The sequence below is a fragment of the Pseudomonas poae genome (genome assembly GCA_028869255.1).
Lineage (GTDB): Bacteria > Pseudomonadota > Gammaproteobacteria > Pseudomonadales > Pseudomonadaceae > Aquipseudomonas > Aquipseudomonas poae_C.
The window spans coordinates 5,948,907-5,970,203 of the sequence record CP110972.1 but is presented as its reverse complement, the minus strand read 5'-3'; the positions used below and the strand labels follow the sequence as shown (position 1 = coordinate 5,970,203).

Below are 21,297 nucleotides of genomic sequence, written 5' to 3'. Positions count from 1 at the left end.
TTTGCATGTCTGACGCGCTGCTCTGGGCTGCGCGCCTGGGCGACGGGCTGTCCCACACCTCGGTCATGGCGGACATCCTCGGCGGCGTGCTGGAGGTGGCGGCCAATGTGGCGATTACCGCGCTGGCGACAGCGGCGGTGGTGGCGGCTACCGGTATTACCGTCGCCACCTTCGGGCTTGGCGCGTGCGTGCTGGGGGCAGTGGTCGGGGTGGTCGTCGGCGTGGCCATGAGCAAGACCGGAGCCGACAAAGGCTTGAGTGACATGTGCGAGGGGATCGGCAATGCACTGTTCCCTCCCACCGTCATGGCGACCATTCTCAGTGGTTCTACAGACACCCTGATCAACACCACTCCCGCAGCGCGCAGCGGGCGCCGTGCCGTCGCACGTTGAGCCATCCGGCACCGAAACGACGGAGCCTGAGCCCGGCGAGGAGCCGGGCTACCTGGACATGGCCAAAGGCTTTTTCGCTCAGATGTGGCGCCCCACGGTGGCCACCCCGGCGCCCGGCGCGGTCCCCAAGCCGCTGGACCTGGTGACCTGCACCAAGCACCCCCCGATGCCGCCGCAGTTTCTGGCCGAAGGCTCGGAAAAAGTCACGATCAATGGCCAGCCCGCCGTACGCAGCGGTGACCGCAGTACCTGTGATGCAACCGTGGTGTCGTCCGGCCTGATTTCACCGAATGTGACCATCGGCGGAGGCTCGGTGGTCGTGCGCGAGATCCGCAGCGGCAAGACCCCTGGGGTCGGGCTGGCCGTCACGGCCTTGATGATGCTCAAGGGCGGCAAGGGCAAATTCCTGAGTAACCTGCCGTGCATGCTGCTGGCCGGGGTGAATTCGCTCGTGGTCAGCCAGGCCATGGGGGCACTGGCCAATGCGGCCATGGGTTCATCCAACCCTGTGCATGCCAGCACCGGTGCGAAGGTGCTCGGCGGCCCCGAAGAGCTGGATTTCGCCCTGCCCGGCATCATGCCCATCGACTGGCAGCGCTTCTACAACAGCCGCGACGAACGCCGTAACGGTCTGTTCGGTGCTGGCTGGAGCGTCGGTTACGAAGTCAGCGTGCAACGGCTGCCCCACCCAGACGGTGGCGAGTTGTTGCTGTACACCGATGAACAAGGCCGACGCATCGACATGGGGGCCATCCCGTTGGGCGGCGCCGTGTTCAGTGCCGGCGAAGGACTCAGCGTACGGCGCCACCTGAATGGCCAACTGCTGATCGAGAGCGCGGACGGCCTTTACCGGTTGTTCGACCCCGCGCCACAGGACGCAACATGGCTACGCCTGAGCCAGTTGGGGGACCGCAACGACAACCGCATCTACCTCGACTACGACGACGGCGGTCGCCTGCTGCGCCTGCGCGATACCTTCGACCTGGTTCGCGCCGAACTGAGCTACGACGCCCTCTGGCCGCAGCGTGTCAGCCGGATCGAGCGTCTGTACCCCGATCAGCGCCGCGAAGTGCTGATGCATTACACCTACGACAGCCGTGGCGACCTGGCGTCGGTGCGCCAGTCCGACGGCCAGGTGAAGCGCCGGTTCGCCTACGACCCCGGGCAGCGCATGGTCGAGCACCAACTGCCGACCGGCTTGCGCTGCTTCTACCAGTGGGCATGTGTCGACGAGCGCGAGTGGCGCGTGGTGCGGCATTGGACCGATGCGGGCGACACCTACCAGTTCAGCTATGACTTGGACGCCGGTATCACGCGCATCACCGACGGGCTTGAGCGGACCAGCACACGCCGCTGGGACGCAGCGCACCAGATCATTGAGTCGGTCGATGGGCTGGGACGTACCTGGGCGTTTGAGTGGAATACTGAAAACCAATTGCTGGGTGCTACCGATCCGAACGGCGGGCAATACCAGTTTGCCTACGACGAGGCCGGAAACCTGAGCGTTACGCTCGACCCGCTGGGCCGCAGCGAGTCGACCTTGTGGCTGGAACATTGGGCGCTGCCGCTGGCGGAAACCGATGCGGCAGGCAACACCTGGCAGTACCGCTACGATACGAGAGGCAACTGCATCAGCGAGACTGATCCGCTGGGCCACGTGACCGCCTACCGTCACGACGCCCACGGCCAGGTCGTGGCAATCATCGACGCCACCGGCAAGCGCAAGACCCTGCAATGGACGCCGCTTGGACAGTTGAGCAAGCACACCGATTGTTCGGGCTACAGCACCCAGTTGCGCTACGACGAGCGCGGCCTGTTGCACACCAGCAGCGACGCCCTCGGCGAGCGTACCGTTTTCGCCTATGACAGCCAGGGTCGCCTGGTCAGCAAGCAATTGCCCGATGGCCGCACCGAACACTACCAGCGCGACGCCAGCGGACAGGTGATCGGCTACAGCGACCCGGCCGGGCAAACGACACACTTCGAGCACGCGCCGAACGGCTTGTTACGCCAGCGCACAGACGCCCATGGTCGCCGCGTGGAATTGCACCATGATGCCTACGGCCGCCTGCAAAGCCTGATCAACGAAAACGGTGAGCGCTACCGCTTCGACTGGGACGCAGGCGACCGACTGACCCAGGAACAGCGCCTGGACGGCAGCCTCAAGCGTTACGCCTACGACTCGCTGGATAACGTCACCCAGGTGCAGGCGCTTGCGTCGGCGGGGACCGAGCCGCCCATCGTGCATGATCTGCTGCGCGATGCCGGCGGTCGCCTGACCGCCAGACAAACGACGGACGGGCGCACCGAGTATCAGTACGACGCACTCGATCAAGTCACCGCCATCACCTATACCGGAGGTGACGGCGCGCAACAAAAGCTCGGCTTTGGCTACGACCGCCTCGGCCAGCTGATTCTTGAGCAAACGGCCGCCGGCAGCCTGGCGCACCACTACGACGAGTTGGGCAATTTGGTCCAGACCCAGCTTCCCGACGGTCGCTGGCTCAACCGCCTGCGCTACGGCAGCGGTCACCTGCACCAGATCAATCTGGACGGTGTGGTGATCAGCGACTTCGAACGCGACCGCTTGCACCGTGAAGTCCTGCAAACCCAGGGGCATATCAGCACCCGCAGCGAATACGATCGCAGCAGCCGCCTGCGTGCGCGCCAGCGCCGCCTGCGAGGCCAAGCGGGGTTGCAACCGGCGTCTCAGACGCAGTTCGGTTATGACGCCAGCGACCAATTGGTCGAGCGCTTGGAAAGTCGGCCCGATGGCACACACCGTCAACTCCTGCATTACGATGCAACCGGACGCATCCTCGCCAGCCAAGACAGCCTGCAGGGGCAGCGCGAGGCGTTCGCCTATGACCCGGCGGCCAACCTGCTGGACGGCTTCGGCCCCGTCGCCAACAACCGTTTGTTGACCTACCAGGACAAGCGCTACCGCTACGACGGCTTCGGCCGGGTTATCGAGAAACACAGCGCCCGACGCGGCGTGCAGCACTTCAGCTATGACGCCGAGCAGCGCCTGGCACAGGTGCACAACGCCGACGGCTCGGTGGTCGAGATGACCTACGACCCGCTCGGCCGGCGCATCGCCAAAACCACCCGCGACCGCAACGGCGTGCAACTGAGCCAGACTCGTTTCACTTGGGATGCCCTGCAACTGTTGCAGGAACACTGCAACCAGCAAACCAGCCTGTATCTCTACGCCGATGAAGGCTATGAACCGCTGGCCCGCGTGGATGGCCTGGGTGACCTGCAGAAAATTCGGTACTACCACAACGACATCAACGGCCTGCCGGAGCGGCTGACTGAAAGTGATGGCCATACTGTCTGGCAGGCGCGCCATGCGGTGTGGGGCACTACCGTCGAGGAAGTGCGCGAGCCTTACTTCATCGAAGAGCAGAACCTGCGTTTCCAGGGCCAGTACCTGGACCGCGAGACCGGGCTGCACTACAACACGCTGCGCTTTTACGACCCGGACATCGGGCGCTTCACCACACCCGATCCGATTGGCCTGGCCGGCGGCCTCAACCTCTACCAGTATGCCCCCAACCCCTTGAGCTGGGCCGACCCACTGGGCCTGATGAAATGTTCAAGCCCACCCAAGGGGCGCAAGGTCAACCGTACGGTTTACCGCTTCGAGGAACCGGGACGGATCGGCACGACCTGGCAGGCACACAAGTGGAATGTGGATTCCCGACACCGCTATACGGATAAAGGTCTGGGCGGCGTATATGGCGCCAACTCACGCAAGACCGCACTGGGCGAAGTCACGCATTGGGGCGTCGACCTGTCGACGCGCGTGCTGGTCAGCAAAAAGGTGCAACTCAACAACGTGCTGGACTTGACGCGCGCCGACGTGCGCAAACAATTGGGCGTGTCACTCAAAAGCATTACGGGTAACAAGTACACACAAACGCACCAGATCGGCAGTTGGGCAAAAGCCAATGGCTATGATGGAATTCTCGCGCCATCCGCACGTAACCCAACCGGCAGCAACTTAATTTCTTTCGCAGGATTTTGACCATGCCACTTGAAGACGAATACCCCGGCGATGCCGATTGGCAAAGCACGGTAGCGCTGTACCGAGAAGACTATCTGGACGACGACGCGCACACCCTTGCGAAAGCCATGGGCGGTGATCTTGACCTGGCCGTGGTACTGCGTGGCAAGCGAGGGCTAAAGGAAGGGTTGTGGTGGATCGACCGCAAAGTGCCCGCCCTCGACAACGTGCGACCTGCCGACTGCCTTGAGGACCCCCGGCTGATCAAACGCCTCAGAACCGCATTGATGAGCATGCCTTACTGAAAAACGATTGGCTGACTAAGGAAAGTCTTATGCGTATGACACCCCGTGCCTGACGCACTCTGGGCCGCCCGCATGGGCGATGCACTAGCCCACACCTCCATGATGGCCGACATCCTCGGCGGTGTGCTGGAGGTGGCGGCCAATATCGCGATCACTGCGGTGGCGACCGCCGCCGTGGTGGCTGCCACCGGCATTACCGTGGCCACCGGCGGCCTCGGCTGCTTCCTGCTGGGCGCGGTGGTGGGTACGATTGTCGGCCTTGCCATGAGCAAGAGCGGGGCCGACAAAGGGCTGACCAAAATATGCGACGCCTTTGGCAACGCCCTGTTTCCGCCCACGGTGCAGGCGAACATTCTCACCGGCTCCACCAACACCCTCACCAATAACATCCCGGCTGCCCGCGCCGCCGGGGCGATCAGCTCCCATGTCACACCGGCAGGTACCGAGCTGGAAGCATCCGAGCCTGAGCCGGAACCCGGCTTTCTGGACATGGCCCAGAGCTTTTTTTCGCAGATGTGGCGCCCCACCGTCGCGACACCCGCGCCGGGCGCAGTGCCCAAGCCGCTGGACCTCGTGGTCTGCATGAAACACCCGCCGATGCCGCCGCAGTTTCTTGCCGAAGGTTCGGAGAAGGTCACGATCAACGGCCAACCCGCGGTGCGCAGCGGTGACCGCAGTACCTGCGATGCCACGGTGGTGTCATCCGGACTTATTTCCTCCAACGTGACCATTGGCGGCGGCTCGGTGGTGGTGCGTGAAATCCGCAGCGGCAAGACCCCGGGCGTCGGCCTGGCGGTCACGGCGCTGTTGATGCTCAAGGGCGGCAAGGGCAAGTTCTTCAGCAAGCTGCCGTGCATGTTGGTCAGCGGCGCTACCTCGATGGCCATCAGCAGTGCGATGGGGGCTGCGGCCAACGCGGCCATGGGCTCGTCGAACCCGGTACATGCCGCGACCGGCGCCAAGGTGCTGGGCGATGTCGAAGACCTGGACTTCGTGCTGCCCGGCATCCTGCCTATCGACTGGCAGCGCTTCTACAACAGCCGCGACGAACGCCAAGGCAGCCTGTTCGGCGCTGGCTGGAGCGTGGCCTACGAGGTCTGCGTCGACATCCAGCCGCACCCCGAGGGCGGCGAAACACTGGTCTATACCGATGAGCAGGGTCGGCCGATCGACATGGGCTCCATCCCCTTGGGCGGCGCGGTGTTCAGCGCCGGCGAAGGGCTCGCGGTGCGGCGCCATCGCAATGGGCAATTGCTGATCGAAAGCGACGACGGCCTGTACCGTCTGTTCGAACCTGCGCCGGCCCATGCATCACGGCTTCGCCTGAGCCAACTGGGTGACCGCAACGACAACCGCATCCATCTCGACTATGACGCCACGGGACGCCTGGCGCGGCTGCGCGATACCTTCGACCTGGTACAGGTTGAGCTGATCCGCGATCAGGGCCACCTGACCCGCATTGAGCGCCTGTACCCGGACCAACGCCGTGAAGTGCTCGTCAGCTATGGCTATGACACTGCGGGGAGCCTGGCTGAGGTGCGTGATGCCACCGGCCAGGTACAGCGGCGTTTCGCCTACGACGCCGGGCGCCGAATGGTCGAGCATCAGTTGCCGACCGGGCTGCGCTGTTTCTATGACTGGGCGTTGGTTGAAGGGACGCAATGGCGGGTAGTGCGCCACTGGACCGATGAGGGCGATTCTTACCTGTTCGACTACGACCTGCTGGCCGGTCTCACGCGCATCACCGACGGCTTGCAACGCGTCAGCAGCCGGCACTGGAACACCCAGCACCAGATCATTCAGTACAGCGACAACCTTGGCCAGACCTGGCTGTTCGAGTGGAACGACGAGCGCCAGTTGCTCAGCGCCACCGACCCGCAAGGTGGGCGCTATGCATACAGCTACGATGAGAGCGGCAACCTGATCGGCGAAACCGACCCGCTGGGCCGCAGCGATTCGACCTTGTGGCTGGAGCATTGGGCCCTGCCGCGGGTGGAAACCGACGCCGCCGACAACCGTTGGCAGTATCGCTACGACCCACGCGGCAACTGCATCGCCGAGACCGACCCGCTGGGCTACGTCACCCGCTACCGCTATGACGCTCACGGCCAGCCGGTAGAAATTATCGATGCCACCGGCAAAAGCAAAACGCTGCGCTGGAACCCGTTCGGGCAACTGGTCGAACATGTCGATTGCTCGGGCTACCCCACGCGCTTCAGTTACGACGAGCGCGGTTATCTGCAGGTCATCACCGATGCCCTGGGCGAGCGCACCCAGTTCAGCTATGACGCCCAGGGGCGGTTGCTGAGCAGCCAATTGCCGGACGGGCGCACCGAACACTTCCAGCGTGATGTCAGCGGGCAATTGGTGGGCTATACCGACCCGGCCGGGCACACCACGCTCTACCAGCACAACCGGCGTGGCCAGGTGCGCCAACGCACCGACGCCCATGGGCGGCAGGTGCAGTTCGGCTACGACAGCTACGGTCGGCTGCAAGCGCTGATCAACGAGAACGGTGAACGCTATCGGTTTGCGTGGGATGCCGGGGATCGGCTGACGGAACAGCAAGACCTCGACGGCAGCGCCAAACGCTACGACTATGACGCGCTCGACAACGTCACAGCGGTCATTGCCGTGCCGGCGCCGTATGGCAATGGCTTGGCGGTCGTGCCCGAGACGCCACCCGCGCCCATCGTCCACCGACTGGAACGTGATGCGGTCGGCAGGCTGATTGCCAAAACCACCGACGATGGCCGCACCGACTACAGCTACGATGCGGTCGATCAACTCACTGCCGTCACCTTCACGGACCGGCAAGGCAATGCCCAAGCCCTGGGTTTTGCCTACGACGCCCTCGGCCAATTGCTGGCCGAACAGAGTTCAGCCGGTAACCTGCAGCATCACTACGACGAACTCGGCAACCTGATCCAGAGCCAACTGCCGGACGGCCGCTGGCTCAATCGCCTGTACTACGGCAGCGGCCATCTGCATCAAATCAACCTCGACGGCCAGGTGATCAGCGACTTCGAGCGCGACCGCCTGCACCGCGAAGTGCTGCGCACCCAGGGCCAGCTCAGCACCCGCAGCGAATACGACCGCAGCGGCCGCCTGCGCTCGCGCCAACGGCGCCTTGCGGGTCAGCCATCGCTGATGCCGGCCGCCGCGCAAAAACAATTCGAGTACGACCCCGCCGACAACCTGATCGGCAAACTCGACCAGCAACCCACCGCGCAACATCGCCAATTGCTGCACTACGACGCCACCGGCCGCATCATCGCCAGCCAGGACAGCCTGCACGGCCAACGCGAAACCTTCAGCTACGACGCCGCCGCCAACCTGCTGGACGGCCCACAACCCGGCGCCGGGCTGGTGGTGCACAACAAGCTGCTGACCTATCAAGACAAGCGTTACCGCTACGACGCGTTTGGCCGGATGATCGAAAAACGCAGCGCCAAGCGCGGTGTGCAGCGGTTTGCGTATGACGCTGAAAGCCGGCTGATCGAGGTGCGCAATGAAAACGGCAGCGTGGTCAGGATGGCCTACGACCCGCTGGGCCGACGCATCGAGAAAGCCGAGCATGGCAGTGATGGCTACCCATTGGGCGAAACCCGGTTCACATGGGATGGGCTGCGTTTATTGCAAGAGCACAAACACAGCCAGACCAGCCTGTACGTGTATGAAGATGAAGGCTACCAACCCCTGGCGCGGGTCGATGGCGTTGGACCCCTGCAAAAGATTCGTTACTACCACAATGACCTGAACGGCTTGCCGGAACAGCTGACCGAAGCTGACGGGCATAGCGTCTGGCAGGCGACTTATCGGGTGTGGGGCAACACGCTGGAAGAGGTGCGCGAGCCCTATTACATTGAAGAGCAGAATCTGCGGTTTCAGGGTCAGTACCTGGACCGGGAGACGGGGCTGCATTTCAATACGTTCAGGTTTTATGATCCGGATGTGGGGCGGTTTACTACGCCGGATCCGATTGGGTTGGCGGGGGGCATTAATACCTACCTCTATGCCGACAACCCCCTTGGCTGGATCGATCCGTTAGGTCTCACGTGTGGAGGCAGTGGAAAAGTCCACGGCAACAGCCATGCGAGCAAAAATCCTAATCACGTCTATGTCATCGTTGATACGAAAACAGGACGAATGATGAAGCCTGGGATCAGCGGGCGGCCACTAAATAAAAATGGCACATCACCGCGTGCCAACCAACAGGTCAATGCGCTGAACAAGCCTCAAGCTGGGCGCTACAAGGCAGTGATCGTCGAAAAGAACAAGACACGACTTCAAGCCAAAGCTACCGAGCAAAAGATCACGGACAAACATGCGGCGAGAAATAACGGCAACATGCCTTCACCGATCCACAAAAACCCGTTACCGCAGGTTGACACAAGAGATGGCTACCTTAAATTGTACGGCATGCCTGATAATCGTTAGTTTTTCGACGTGAGCACCGCAATGAATCTGAACATGCTTACTCTGCAAGAAAGTGATGCATCCGCTCTGACAGACGGTGTTCGTATACGTCAACTGAGTCATCATATTACCCAGATATTCATGACGTTGTTGCCTAAGGTCAAGATAAACGGTAGCAGTAAAATAGTTGTTTCACTGGGCCCACGTGCCGACGAAGATCTATTTGATAACGTCTTAGGCGTGACAAACATTTTTATAGAGAACTTTGATTTCAAACAATTCCTCTCTCTGGATCGTCCCAGTCAGGAAAAAAAACTGCTGGAAGAATTACGCCTGGCACTCGTTGCTATTGCAATAAGGAAAGAGAGTGACAACGCAGCGGTGGAGATCATAAACTCAACTGCTGAAGCAGTGCTGAAACTGCAGTTTGAGCTGGAAACCCCAATTAAAAAGCTGTCAAAAGTTAGCAAGGACAAAAAGCGTAAAATAAACATCTATAGACTGCTCAATGCGCAGGTTGGTGAAGGCTGGTATTGCGAAGAAAACAGCCCAATAACGAATAAAATCTGGATGCATGAGCTTCCCAGCTTTATTGACCGAAGCGACCTATTTAAAAATTCGGAAATCAATGAAGACGCTTACCAAATCAAAAATCGTCTTGGCAAAGTAGTTTTTGAAATCGCGCTCTAATAAAGATCAACGCCATGACGACGAAAAATTGATTGACCTATACGACTCCGAATTAAAGTGGACAGGCTTATTCAGATTAATGACAGTTAGATAAATTATATAAATCCATCCCCTTTGCCCCTTCAAGGCTTCCTTAAGAAGTTTGGTATTGGTTTTAATGACGACCTGCGCGTCATACGGCTCACGTTAGCCGGATTGAATTCATCAGAGGCTTTTGAGGCTTCATAAGGGTTTTTTCAGTACCGATTTCTTACCACATCCCATGCCGGAGCTTTGCCGTTAGGCAACGGTTTGTCTTTAGCTTGGCCGCGTTTCCAGCGTTTGAACTGAACGCAACATGGCAAATGAAGAAGGCGCTTACCCCACTAAGCGCCCACCCTCTACACCATTTTTTAAAAAACTATTCTTCCTCTGCAGCCTCAGCCTCCTTCAACAGCACCAACCTTTTGAACATCTTGTCCATTTTCACATAACGTTGTTCGATGTGATCAAGGCGCTCCTCCGGCGTACTAGGTGACGACGAGTCAGCGGCGGATGAGCGGGTGTAAAGCTGACCATACCTGACTGCGATATCTTCCAGCGGGCCCTCGGCTGCATCGAGGGTTTTCTCAAGGTTGGCCAGGCGCTCGTTGGTGGTCGTAGGGGCATCGGGCGATTTGCCGACTGCCGGCGCGTCGGGCCCTTCGTTGACTGAAATAATCGTATTGGCGAGCAATTCAACTTTTATTTCAGCGCCTTCCACACGTGCGTCGATTTTCTGCTGCTGGGTCGCGGAAGGATCTACGGTGGATTTGGTTCCGTCCGCATTCTTTTTTTCTGCACCAGGCATTTCAGCCTGCGCTGTAATTCGTTTTTCCATTTTGTCGGAAATAACATGTCTTGCAACACTGAAGCCCAAGCTGACCAAACCGCCCACGGTCGCTTCAACTAAGGCGTTGCGTACGACCTTTGCAATCTCCGCGGAAACAGGAGGGAAAAAGCCGCTGCGCTGCAAGTTATTAATAGTGTGAGATTTATGTGCAGCACTGCCAGGGCTGTTGGGACCACCGGGTAATTTCTGTGACTCCTTCTTATAAGCAGTTTCTGGCTTGAGCTTGTCCTTACCCACGGTGTTACTACTACCGGCCTTCTCTTTACCATCGGTTTTATTGCTATCACAACATTTATTTTTAACTTTGTTCTGTCCCGTTCCCACCTTTGAGCGTAACAGCCCGCCCGCTTTGAAAGCCCTCTTGAAGCGTTCCTCAGCGGTTGCTTCAGGGTAACCATAGTCGGTTACGGGCGCAGTCGAATTGGCGCTATGCATCACGCCTGGCGGCACGGGGATTTTATGTTGTGGAGTATCAGTATTGACTTGAGGCAAGACAAGAGGAATATGGAACTGTCCAGATAACTTCATAGTGTCACCCATAACAAATAAACAATTTAGAGAGGGCTCGCTGCACTCTCAAAACCTGAGTGACATAATAAAATTAAAAGTTCCAGATTTCTTGAATTATAAATCAGGCAGGCTCTGTCACTTATGCCATCACTCCATAAAGAAAATTCCGCCCCCACAAACAGCTGTCTAATAAATCACGCACACCATTATATATAGCGATATATAACTTTTTATTTCACTGCACAGGTTTAACACCAACCAACAAAAATGGGCACCCGACCCTGTCGGCGTGCCCATTTTTTTACCGCCCCGCCTCCCTTCGAGACGGCCCAACGCTTACGGGTTGACGCTGTCTTTGAGCGACTTGCCCGGTTTGAATGCAACGGTGTTGCTCGCCTTGATTTTCACAGGCTCACCGGTTTGCGGGTTTTTGCCGGTGCGGGCGCCACGGTGGCGTTGCAGGAAGGTGCCGAAGCCAACCAGGGTGACGCTGTCCTTGCGGTGCAGGGCGCCGGTGATTTCTTCGAGAACGGCGTTGAGTACGCGGTTGGCCTGTTCTTTGGTGAGGTCCGCTTTTTCAGCGATGGCGGCTGCGAGTTCTGGTTTACGCATAAGTGAAGCCTCTTTGACGGTTTTTTGTTGTTATGTCCGTGCTGCTCTCTAATGGAGCAGCGCCCAGCGGCGCCGCAGGCTCTACTCTGCGGCAGACGGGAGTGAGGATGGCATGCCCTCGCACGCTCCGCCAGTCTCGCGGCGAGCTTTCTCAGCACAAAAACAGGGTTATTCCGACAGAACGACCGGTATTTACGCCAGCAAAGGCGGAAGCTCTTTGTTGAGGGCCAGTTTTTCCATCACGGCGGTCCCCGTCAGCGCATAACCCAGCAGGCGGCCACTGGCGTCGCGGCACAGGGCCTTGATGTCGGCGCCCTGCCCTTCGACGCTCCACACGCCTTCGGTGCCGCGTGGCGGCGGCGAGACCACCAGCGGGCACACCGGCGTTTTGACGGTGACCGGCATCGGGCCGTAGCTGACGGCCGTGGCGTTACCGGCCAACGTCTGGGCCAGGGCGCGGGCGCAGCTCATCAGCGGCATCACGTACAACAGGTTGAGGCCATCGACCTCGGCGCAGTCGCCCAAGGCATAGATGTTGGCGTGGGAGGTCTTGAGGTGGCGGTCGACCATGATTCCACGGTTGGTCTGCAGGCCGGCGGCAGCTGCCAGGTCGACACGCGGGCGCAGGCCGATAGCCGACACCACCAGGTCGCAGTGGATCACTTCACCGTCCGACAGGTGCGCTTCAAGGCCGTCAGCTGTGCGCTGCAGGCGGTTGAGCACCGGGCCCAGGTGGAACCGCGCACCGAGGCTTTCCAGCCCGGCCTGTACCGCTGCGGCGGCGGCCGGGTGCAGCAGGGTTGGCATGACTTGCTCGCACGGCGCCACCAGGTCGATCTCGTAGCCGCCAAGGATCAGGTCATTGGCGAATTCGCAGCCGATCAGGCCGGCGCCGAGCAACAGCACGCGACGTTTGCCGGCAGCGGCGGCGCGAAAACGTGCGTAGTCTTCGAGGTCGTTGATCGGGAACACCAACTCCGCCGCATCACCTTCAACCGGCACACGTACTGTCTCGGCGCCCCAGGCCAGGATCAAGTCACGATAGGCCACCGCCTCCTCGCCGATCCACAGGCGCTTGTGGCCCGGGTCGATGCCGCTGACGCGGGTGTGGGTACGCACTTGGGCCTTGAGCTGCTCGGCCATGGCACCGGGTTCGGCCATGCTCAGGCCATCGGCTTCCTTGTTCTTGCCAAAGCCGGTGGAGAGCATGGGCTTGGAGTAGGAGCGCCCGTCATCCGCGGTGATCAGCAGCAACGGGGTTTCGCTGTCGAGCTTGCGAAACTCCCGGGCCACGTTGTAACCGGCCAATCCTGTGCCGATGATCACGACAGGTGCGTTCATTCCTTTCTCCTTGTAGTACGTTTCTGAACTTGATGATTAAGCGATTTCGATCATTTCGAAATCCATTTTGCCCACGCCGCAATCCGGGCATAGCCAGTCTTCCGGGACATCTTCCCAACGGGTGCCGGGCAGAATTCCGTCATCCGGCCAACCATCTTTTTCGTCGTAGATCAGGCCGCAGACTACACATTGCCACTTCTTCATTACTTGCTTCCTCAGGGTCCAGGCGTGTTGGCCGACGGTCGATAGACCAGCGTTGCCGTGCGGCTCAGGGCGTTTTGTACTGATCGGGGCCGGCAGATGCAAGCATGATCGACGCAAGCGGCCGGTTCGGCCCGGCAAAAGCTCAGGACGCCATGGTAAGCTCGCCGCCTCTTTTGCTGCCAATACTGACTCACCGTGCCGCACTCAATCGCCCTTCCCGATGCTTGCCAATGGCTGACCCAGAGCCTTCTGAGCCCATTGCCCGCGCCCTTGACCCTCAATTGGCTGTTCGATGAAGGCTCGCTGACGCGCCGGCTGACGTGGCTGTCCAATGACGGCTTCAGCGTGACGCCACTGTTCGAAGGCTGGCAGCCGCTGCGCGACGATGAATGCACTGCATTGGGGCTTGCGCCGGCCACTACCGGTTGGGTGCGCGAGGTGTATTTGCGCGGGCATGGCCAGCCGTGGGTGTTCGCCCGCAGCGTGGCGGCACGCAGTGCGCTGCAGGGCGACGGCTTGCATATGGATGAGTTGGGCAGCCGTTCGCTTGGCGAATTGCTGTTCTGCGACCACGCCTTCACCCGCCAGGCGATCGAAGTGTGCCGTTACCCCCGGCCATGGCTGCCCACCGCAGATCAGGTCGACGGCTTGTGGGCGCGCCGCTCGCGCTTCGATCGCGGGCGGCTGAGTGTGCTGGTGGCGGAAATCTTCCTGCCGAGCTTCTGGCGCGCACTGCATGACCACCCGGAGAACTGCTGATGTATCAACGTCTGCTCAAGTCCTTGAACCGCCTGAACCCCAGGGCCTGGGATTTCATTCAGTTGACCCGCATGGACAAGCCCATCGGCATCTACCTGCTGCTCTGGCCGACGCTGTGGGCGCTGTGGATTGCCGGCAAGGGCTCGCCGTCTTTGAGCAATATCGTGATTTTCGTGCTGGGCGTAGTGCTGACCCGTGCCGGCGGCTGCGTGATCAATGACTGGGCCGACCGCAAGGTCGACGGCCATGTAAAGCGTACCGAGCAACGCCCACTGGTCAGCGGCAAGATCAGTTCGAAAGAGGCGCTGGTGTTCTTTGCAGTGCTGATGGGCGTCAGTTTCCTGCTGGTATTGCTGACCAACGCCACCACCATCCTGCTATCCCTCGGCGGCCTGGCGCTGGCGGCGAGTTACCCGTTCATGAAGCGCTACACCTATTACCCGCAGGTGGTGTTGGGCGCGGCGTTTTCCTGGGGCATGCCGATGGCGTTCACCGCCGAGACCGGCAGCCTGCCTGCTGCAGCGTGGCTGCTGTACATCGCCAACCTGCTGTGGACGGTGGGCTATGACACTTATTACGCGATGACCGACCGTGACGACGACTTGAAGATCGGCGTTAAATCCACCGCCATTCTGTTCGGCGAGGCCGACCGCGTGATCATCGTTACCCTGCAGGGCCTGGCGCTGCTGTGTCTGCTGCTGGCAGGCGCTCGGTTTGAGCTGGGCGGCTGGTTCCACCTGGGGTTGGCGGCGGCGGCGGGCTGCTTTGCCTGGGAGTTCTGGTACACCCGCGACAAGGATCGGATGAAGTGCTTCAAGGCGTTTTTGCACAACCACTGGGCGGGGTTGGCGATATTTGTGGGGATTGTGGCGGACTACGCGTTTCGATAAGCGCTTGGCCTGAGTTGCCATAAGCCGGCTTATTGTGGCGAGCGGGCTTGCCCGCGTTGGGCCGCGAAGCGGCCCCTATGAGGGCCGCCGCGTTATTTCAGGAAACTCGAGTTGTCGTGTTTAGGGGCCGCTTCGCAGCCCAACGCGGGCAAGCCCGCTCGCCACAACAAGCCCGCTCGCCACACAGGTAGCGGATCAGGGTTTGATGACGTGCCACGCCCCACCCTTGCCGTCTCCGGTCTTGTCACCGGCCTTCTTGTCATCTTTGTAGGTATAAACCGGCTTGCCTTTGTAGGCCCACTGGCTGGTCTGGTCATCGCGGGTGATGACTGTCCAATCGCCCGTCGACTTGTCGGTGGACTCAGCCTTCAGCGGCGGCCAGTTAGTTGCGCATTGGTCCTTGCACACGGATTTGCCATCGGCATCCTTGTCGAAGGTGTAGAGGGTCAGCCCTTTGTGATCCACCAACAAACCGTCATGGGTCATCGCCGGCTCCGCCGCGAATGCCAGGCCCGGCAGTGACAGCGCCGCCGTAACCAGCAGGGCTTTCCAGGAAATAGTGCTGTAAGTCATCGGAACCTTCCTTTTGTGGTTGTCAGGATTCGGACCCCAAGCGTAGCCCAGAGAGGCGCGAATTGCCCAAGCGACTAAATTACTGTCACACGACTGCAATAATTCCGTTATCTAATGCGGCGCAAGACAGTTAAATGACAAGAGGATTTTAGGCATGGTTGGCAGGAGCATTCTGATTGTTGACGACGAAGCGCCCATTCGCGAGATGATCGCCGTTGCGTTGGAAATGGCCGGCTATGACTGCCTGGAGGCCGAGAACTCCCAGCAGGCCCATGCCATTATCGTCGACCGCAAGCCGGACCTGATCCTGCTGGACTGGATGCTGCCCGGCACCTCCGGCATCGAACTGGCCCGCCGCCTCAAGCGTGACGAGCTGACCGGGGATATCCCGATCATCATGCTCACCGCCAAGGGCGAAGAGGACAACAAGATCCAGGGCCTGGAAGTCGGCGCCGATGACTACATCACCAAACCGTTTTCCCCACGCGAGCTGGTCGCTCGTCTGAAAGCCGTACTGCGCCGTGCCGGTCCGACTGATGGCGAAGCCCCTATCGAAGTCGACGGTCTGATTCTGGACCCGATCAGCCACCGTGTGACCATCGACGGCAAGCCTGCCGAGATGGGCCCGACCGAATATCGCCTGCTGCAATTTTTCATGACCCACCAGGAACGCGCCTACACCCGTGGCCAGTTGCTGGACCAGGTGTGGGGCGGCAACGTGTACGTGGAAGAGCGCACGGTGGACGTGCATATCCGTCGCCTGCGCAAAGCCTTGGGCGATGCCTACGAGAATCTGGTACAAACCGTGCGCGGCACCGGCTATCGGTTTTCAACCAAAGGTTGAAAGCAGCTGCAAGCGGTTAGCTACAAGCGGCAAGTGGAAGCCGATCTGCTCTGACTTGTCGCTTGCAGCTTGAAACTTTTCACTGTCCGAAGGACCGATTGTGAACCAAAACTGGCATGGCACCCTGATCCGCCACCTGTTGCTGTTGATCACCGGCTGCCTGCTGGTGGGCCTGGTCAGCGGCCAATATGGCTGGAGCCTGGCAGCCGGCATCGCCCTGTACCTGGGCTGGACCCTCAAACAACTGCTGCGCCTGCATGAATGGCTGCGCCAGCACAAACCCGATGAAGCGCCACCCGACGGCTATGGGCTATGGGGCGAGGTGTTCGACAGCATCTACCACCTGCAACGCCGCGACCAACGCGTTCGCGGGCGCCTGCAAGCGGTGATCGACCGGGTGCAGGAGTCCACCGCCGCGCTCAAAGACGCGGTGATCATGCTCGACAGCGACGGCAACCTGGAGTGGTGGAACCGCGCCGCCGAGACCCTGCTGGGCCTCAAGACGCCCCAGGACAGCGGCCAGCCGGTGACCAACCTGGTGCGCCACCCGCGCTTCAAGGAGTACTTCGAGCAGGAGAACTACGAAGAAGCGCTGGAAATCCCCTCGCCCACCAATGATCGCGTGCGTATCCAGCTGTACCTCACGCGCTATGGCAACAACGAACACTTGATGCTGGTGCGCGACGTGACCCGTATCCACCAGTTGGAACAGATGCGCAAAGACTTCGTCGCCAACGTCTCCCACGAACTGCGCACGCCTTTGACGGTAATCTGCGGTTACCTGGAGACGCTGCTGGATAACGTCGACGAGATCAACCCGCGCTGGAGCCGCGCCCTGCAGCAGATGCAGCAGCAGGGTTCACGCATGCAAACACTGCTCAATGACCTGCTGTTACTGGCCAAGCTTGAGGCCACGGATTACCCGTCGGATAACCATCCGGTGGCCGTACAAAGCCTGTTGCAGACCATCAAGAATGACGCCCAGGCCCTCTCCGGCGAACGCGGCCAGCAGATCACCCTGGAAGCCGACCCGATGGTGCTGCTCAAAGGCAGCGAAGGCGAATTGCGCAGCGCGTTCTCCAACCTGGTGTTCAACGCCGTGAAGTACACCCAGGACAAGGGCAATATCCGCATCCGCTGGTGGGCCGACGAACACGGTGCGCACCTGAGCGTGCAAGACTCCGGCATCGGCATCGACGCCAAGCACCTGCCGCGCCTGACCGAACGCTTCTACCGCGTAGACTCCAGCCGCAACTCCAACACCGGCGGCACCGGGCTGGGGCTGGCCATCGTCAAGCATGTGCTGCTGCGCCATCGCGCACGCCTGGAAATCAGCAGCGTACTGGGCCATGGCAGTACCTTCACCTGCCATTTTCCGCCGGCGCAGATGACCCGTTCGCGAGTGATCGGTACGGACGAATAAACCGAACACGCCACCCAACCAAATGTGGGAGCGGGCTTGCTCGCGAAAGCGGTGGGTCAGCTATGAATGTGTTGACTGACCCACCGCATTCGGGAGCAAGCCCCCTCCCACATTGGATTTGCATCGTTTCCAAGAATGCATTCCTTGCCCCGCCCGGCAGCGGGCACTAGGCAAGCGCCCCGTCAGCCGCTACATTGGCCGACTTGCGCCTGCCTTTCAGGCCTTTTTGCCACCCCTTATTGAACACACGGAACCTGCAAAACCCCATCATGGACCCTTCCCCCTGGTATCACCTTCGCCACACTCTTCGCCGACTTCGGCATGATTCTTTTTGCACTGGTCCTGGTACTGCTCAACGGTTTCTTCGTTGCGGCGGAATTTGCCATGGTCAAACTGCGCGCCACCCGGGTCGAGGCCATCGCCCACAAGAACGGCTGGCGCGGGCAGATCCTGCGCACAGTGCACAGCCAGCTCGACGCCTACCTGTCGGCCTGCCAGCTGGGTATCACCCTCGCCTCCCTGGGCCTGGGCTGGGTCGGCGAGCCGGCCTTTGCGCACATCCTCGAGCCGTTGCTGGGCGCCGTGGGCGTCGAGTCGCCGGAAGTGATCAAGGGCGTTTCGTTCTTTGCCGCGTTCTTCGTGATTTCCTACCTGCACATCGTGGTCGGTGAACTGGCGCCCAAATCCTGGGCGATTCGCAAGCCTGAGCTGCTCTCGCTGTGGACGGCGGTGCCGCTGTACCTGTTCTATTGGGCCATGTACCCGGCGATCTACCTGCTCAACGCCAGCGCCAACGCCATCCTGCGCATCGCCGGCCAAGGCGAGCCTGGCCCGCATCATGAGCACCATTACAGCCGCGAAGAACTCAAGCTGATCCTGCACTCCAGCCGTGGCCAGGACCCCAGCGACCAAGGCATGCGCGTGCTGGCTTCGGCCGTGGAAATGGGCGAGCTGGAAGTGGTGGACTGGGCCAACTCCCGCGAAGACCTGGTGACCCTGGACTTCAACGCCCCGCTCAAGGAAATCCTTGCGCTGTTCCGCCGTCACAAGTTCAGCCGCTACCCGGTGTATGACGCGGTGCGCAACGAGTTCGTGGGCCTGCTGCACATCAAGGACCTGCTGCTGGAACTGGCGGCCCTGGACCACATCCCCGAGTCGTTCAACCTGGCCGAGCTGACCCGCCCGCTGGAGCGCGTGTCGCGGCATATGCCGCTGTCGCAGCTGCTGGAGCAGTTCCGCAAAGGCGGCGCGCACTTCGCCCTGGTGGAAGAAGCCGACGGCAAGATCATCGGCTACCTGACCATGGAAGACGTGCTGGAAGTGCTGGTGGGCGATATCCAGGACGAACACCGCAAGGCCGAGCGCGGCATCCTCGCCTACCAGCCAGGTAAATTGCTGGTACGAGGCGACACGCCGCTGTTCAAGGTGGAACGCCTGCTGGGCGTCGACCTGGACCACATCGAAGCCGAAACCCTGGCCGGGCTGATCTACGACACCCTCAAGCGGGTGCCGGAAGAAGAAGAAGTGCTGGAGGTTGAAGGCTTGCGGATCATCATCAAGAAGATGAAAGGCCCGAAAATCGTGCTGGCCAAGGTCCTGTTGCTGGACTGACCCTCAATTGCCCAACGCAAAGTTGGGCAATGTGCCGACCGGCTGGTTGAACTCGTAAGGGATCGACACCAGCCCGGCCTCGGTACTCTGCTGCACCACAAAGTGCAGATGCGGCCCGCTGCTGTTGCCGGTATTGCCCGACGATGCCAGCGGGCTTCCCACCGCTACACGCTGCCCCGCCCGCACACTGACCGAACCTTGCTTGAGGTGCAGGTACACGCCCTGCGTGCCGTCATCGTGCTGCACGCGCACGAAATTCCCCGAGGCATCGTTGCCACGCCCGGCCTGGTTATTCTCGATCTTCACCACCACGCCGCTGCGCGCCGCAATGATCGGCGTGCCTTCGGGCATGGCGATGTCCATGGCGTAGCGGCTTTTGGCATCGGTGTGGCTGAAGCTGCCGTTGGGGCCCTGGGTCAGCCGGAACGGCCCGCCGCGCCAGGGCAGCGGGTAGCGGTAGGCTTGCTGTGGATAACTCGCGGTTGGCCTTTGTCGCAGCGGCGGTCGTACCGGCTCGACCCTGCGCTCCTGGATCACGAATGCCTGGGCGCCGGGGGTTTGCCGGTCGCTGAAAAACACCATGCCGTTGGCATCGGTGGATTTGTAGAGGGTCATGGCCTGGCTCGAAACGGCGACCGAAGCCAGCATGCAGAACAGCAACGGGCGAAAGAGCATGGCGCGAACCTGTCGGTATGACTGAGCGGCAGACTAGCAACGGATCATGACAGCTGTGTACGTCGCAATGAAGATCCAATGGGGGTGCGGGCGAGTCGAACCGTCGCACCGCCTCTCCCACACTGGATAGATGTCGCTCTACAAATCAGGCACCCGGCACGAAGTGCTTCTGCGCCGTACCGCGTGCGATCAGGCGGGAGATGTAGTCCAGCTTCTGCGCATCCTGGTCGATAAACCGGAAGGTCAGTTGCAGCCAGTCGCTGTCCGGCTTGGGCTCGAAGGCGACGATGGCGTGCAGGTAGCCGTTGAGGCGGGCGACTTCGGCGTTATCGCCTTGCTCAAGGTCCAGCACAGCGCTTTCCAGCACCTGGGGCAGGACTTCACCGCGCCGCACCACCAGCAGCGCCTCCTTGATGCTCAGCGCCTTGATCACACATTGCTGGGTGCCGCTGGACAGGCGCAACTGGCCTTGGCCACGACCGCCGGCAGGGGATGCAGCCGCAGGCGCCTGAACCGGCGGGCTGTTGAGCAGGCCTCGACTCGGCGCGGGCGCAGCAGCAGCCACAGGTGCGGACTTGACCGCTTCGGGTTTGCCGCCGGTCAGGGCGCTCAGGGAATCGTTGCCGAAGGCCGAGTTCATCTTGGTGGGCGCGCTGGCGACCAGGGCGTCGAGGCGGCCGATCTTGTGCAGGGCCTGCTTGACCTTGTTCAGCAACTGTTCGTTGGTGAACGGCTTGCTGACGTAGCCGGAAACCCCGGCCTGGATCGCCTGGACCACGTTTTCCTTGTCGCCACGGCTGGTCACCATCACGAACGGCATGGCTTTGAGGTGCGGCTGTTCGCGGCACCAGGTCAACAGCTCAAGCCCGGACATCTCTGGCATTTCCCAGTCGCACAGCACCAGGTCGAAGGTCTCGCGCATCAGGATAGCCTGGGCCTTTTTGCCGTTCACCGCATCTTCAAGCTTGATCCCGGGGAAGTAGTTGCGCAGGCACTTCTTCACCAGGTCGCGGATAAACGAGGCATCATCCACCACCAATACACTGACTTTACTCATCGACCCTTCATCCTATAAAAACGGCGGCACACAAAACGCCTGACTGATGGCATTTTGCCAAAAACTCTGCAGTCACGTTCGGACTTTCTTTCATCCGATTCCGCTACAAACG

Annotated in this window: 15 protein-coding genes and 1 pseudogene; 9 read left to right on the top strand and 7 right to left on the bottom strand. The window is 60.6% G+C overall.

Translation table 11 applies throughout. From position 1 onward, the window contains the following. Window positions 1-5: 5 nt before the first annotated feature. From LRS56_27035 to LRS56_27020, 4 genes and pseudogenes are all read left to right on the top strand, one after another. Window positions 6-4,422 (top strand): annotated as a pseudogene (locus tag LRS56_27035) (DUF6531 domain-containing protein). Between the two features lie 2 nt (window positions 4,423-4,424). Further along, complete coding sequence (locus LRS56_27030) at window positions 4,425-4,706, top strand: hypothetical protein (protein ID WDU62360.1); 282 nt, start codon at window positions 4,425-4,427, stop codon at window positions 4,704-4,706. Between the two features lie 45 nt (window positions 4,707-4,751). Further along, window positions 4,752-9,146, top strand: coding sequence for a DUF6531 domain-containing protein (locus LRS56_27025; protein WDU62359.1), 4,395 nt, complete (start codon window positions 4,752-4,754; stop codon window positions 9,144-9,146). 33 nt (window positions 9,147-9,179) lie between these two features. Next, the gene (locus LRS56_27020) at window positions 9,180-9,815 is read left to right on the top strand and encodes a hypothetical protein (GenBank protein ID WDU62358.1); all 636 of its coding nucleotides are present in this window, start codon (window positions 9,180-9,182) and stop codon (window positions 9,813-9,815) included. 400 nt (window positions 9,816-10,215) lie between these two features. Here LRS56_27020 and LRS56_27015 read toward each other — a convergent pair whose 3' ends face one another. The 4 genes from LRS56_27015 to LRS56_27000 all read right to left on the bottom strand — a co-directional run bounded on the left by LRS56_27015 (window position 10,216) and on the right by LRS56_27000 (window position 13,353). Next, window positions 10,216-11,214, bottom strand: coding sequence for a hypothetical protein (locus LRS56_27015; protein WDU62357.1), 999 nt, complete (start codon window positions 11,212-11,214; stop codon window positions 10,216-10,218). A 318-nt stretch (window positions 11,215-11,532) separates the two neighbouring features. Further along, window positions 11,533-11,808: an HU family DNA-binding protein gene (locus LRS56_27010; GenBank protein ID WDU62356.1), complete on the bottom strand. Its 276-nt coding sequence runs from the start codon at window positions 11,806-11,808 to the stop codon at window positions 11,533-11,535. Between the two features lie 192 nt (window positions 11,809-12,000). Next, window positions 12,001-13,149: an FAD-dependent oxidoreductase gene (locus LRS56_27005; GenBank protein ID WDU62355.1), complete on the bottom strand. Its 1,149-nt coding sequence runs from the start codon at window positions 13,147-13,149 to the stop codon at window positions 12,001-12,003. Between the two features lie 36 nt (window positions 13,150-13,185). Continuing rightward, on the bottom strand, window positions 13,186-13,353 hold the full coding sequence (locus LRS56_27000; GenBank protein ID WDU62354.1) for a rubredoxin: 168 nt from the start codon (window positions 13,351-13,353) through the stop codon (window positions 13,186-13,188). 195 nt (window positions 13,354-13,548) lie between these two features. On the opposite strand from LRS56_27000, the gene LRS56_26995 reads away from it, so the two are divergent. Both LRS56_26995 and ubiA read left to right on the top strand, forming a co-directional pair. Further along, entirely contained in the window at window positions 13,549-14,112 is a 564-nt protein-coding gene (locus tag LRS56_26995; protein ID WDU62353.1) for a chorismate lyase, read from the top strand. After that, window positions 14,112-15,002: a 4-hydroxybenzoate octaprenyltransferase gene (gene ubiA, locus LRS56_26990; protein WDU62352.1), complete on the top strand. Its 891-nt coding sequence runs from the start codon at window positions 14,112-14,114 to the stop codon at window positions 15,000-15,002. Before LRS56_26995 ends, ubiA begins: the two co-directional genes overlap by 1 nt. A gap of 195 nt (window positions 15,003-15,197) precedes the next feature. On the opposite strand, the gene LRS56_26985 is transcribed toward ubiA, so the two are convergent. After that, entirely contained in the window at window positions 15,198-15,575 is a 378-nt protein-coding gene (locus LRS56_26985) for a hypothetical protein (protein WDU62351.1), read from the bottom strand. Window positions 15,576-15,729: 154 nt separating this feature from the next. On the opposite strand from LRS56_26985, the gene phoB reads away from it, so the two are divergent. The 3 genes from phoB (at window position 15,730) to LRS56_26970 (ending at window position 19,453) form a co-directional block, all read left to right on the top strand. Next, a complete protein-coding gene (gene phoB, locus LRS56_26980; GenBank protein ID WDU62350.1) occupies window positions 15,730-16,419 on the top strand; it encodes a phosphate regulon transcriptional regulator PhoB in 690 nt (229 codons plus the stop codon). Between the two features lie 97 nt (window positions 16,420-16,516). Continuing rightward, window positions 16,517-17,842, top strand: a complete 1,326-nt coding sequence (gene phoR, locus LRS56_26975) for a phosphate regulon sensor histidine kinase PhoR (protein WDU65821.1) — start codon at window positions 16,517-16,519, stop codon at window positions 17,840-17,842. Window positions 17,843-18,163: 321 nt separating this feature from the next. Next, window positions 18,164-19,453 (top strand): hemolysin family protein, encoded by a 1,290-nt coding sequence (locus tag LRS56_26970; GenBank protein ID WDU62349.1) that lies wholly within the window; start codon window positions 18,164-18,166, stop codon window positions 19,451-19,453. Between the two features lie 3 nt (window positions 19,454-19,456). Here LRS56_26970 and LRS56_26965 read toward each other — a convergent pair whose 3' ends face one another. Together LRS56_26965 and LRS56_26960 are read right to left on the bottom strand one after the other, a co-directional pair. Beyond that, window positions 19,457-20,128: a M23 family metallopeptidase gene (locus tag LRS56_26965; GenBank protein ID WDU62348.1), complete on the bottom strand. Its 672-nt coding sequence runs from the start codon at window positions 20,126-20,128 to the stop codon at window positions 19,457-19,459. A gap of 145 nt (window positions 20,129-20,273) precedes the next feature. Then, window positions 20,274-21,185: a response regulator gene (locus LRS56_26960; GenBank protein ID WDU62347.1), complete on the bottom strand. Its 912-nt coding sequence runs from the start codon at window positions 21,183-21,185 to the stop codon at window positions 20,274-20,276. Window positions 21,186-21,297 lie beyond the last annotated feature (112 nt).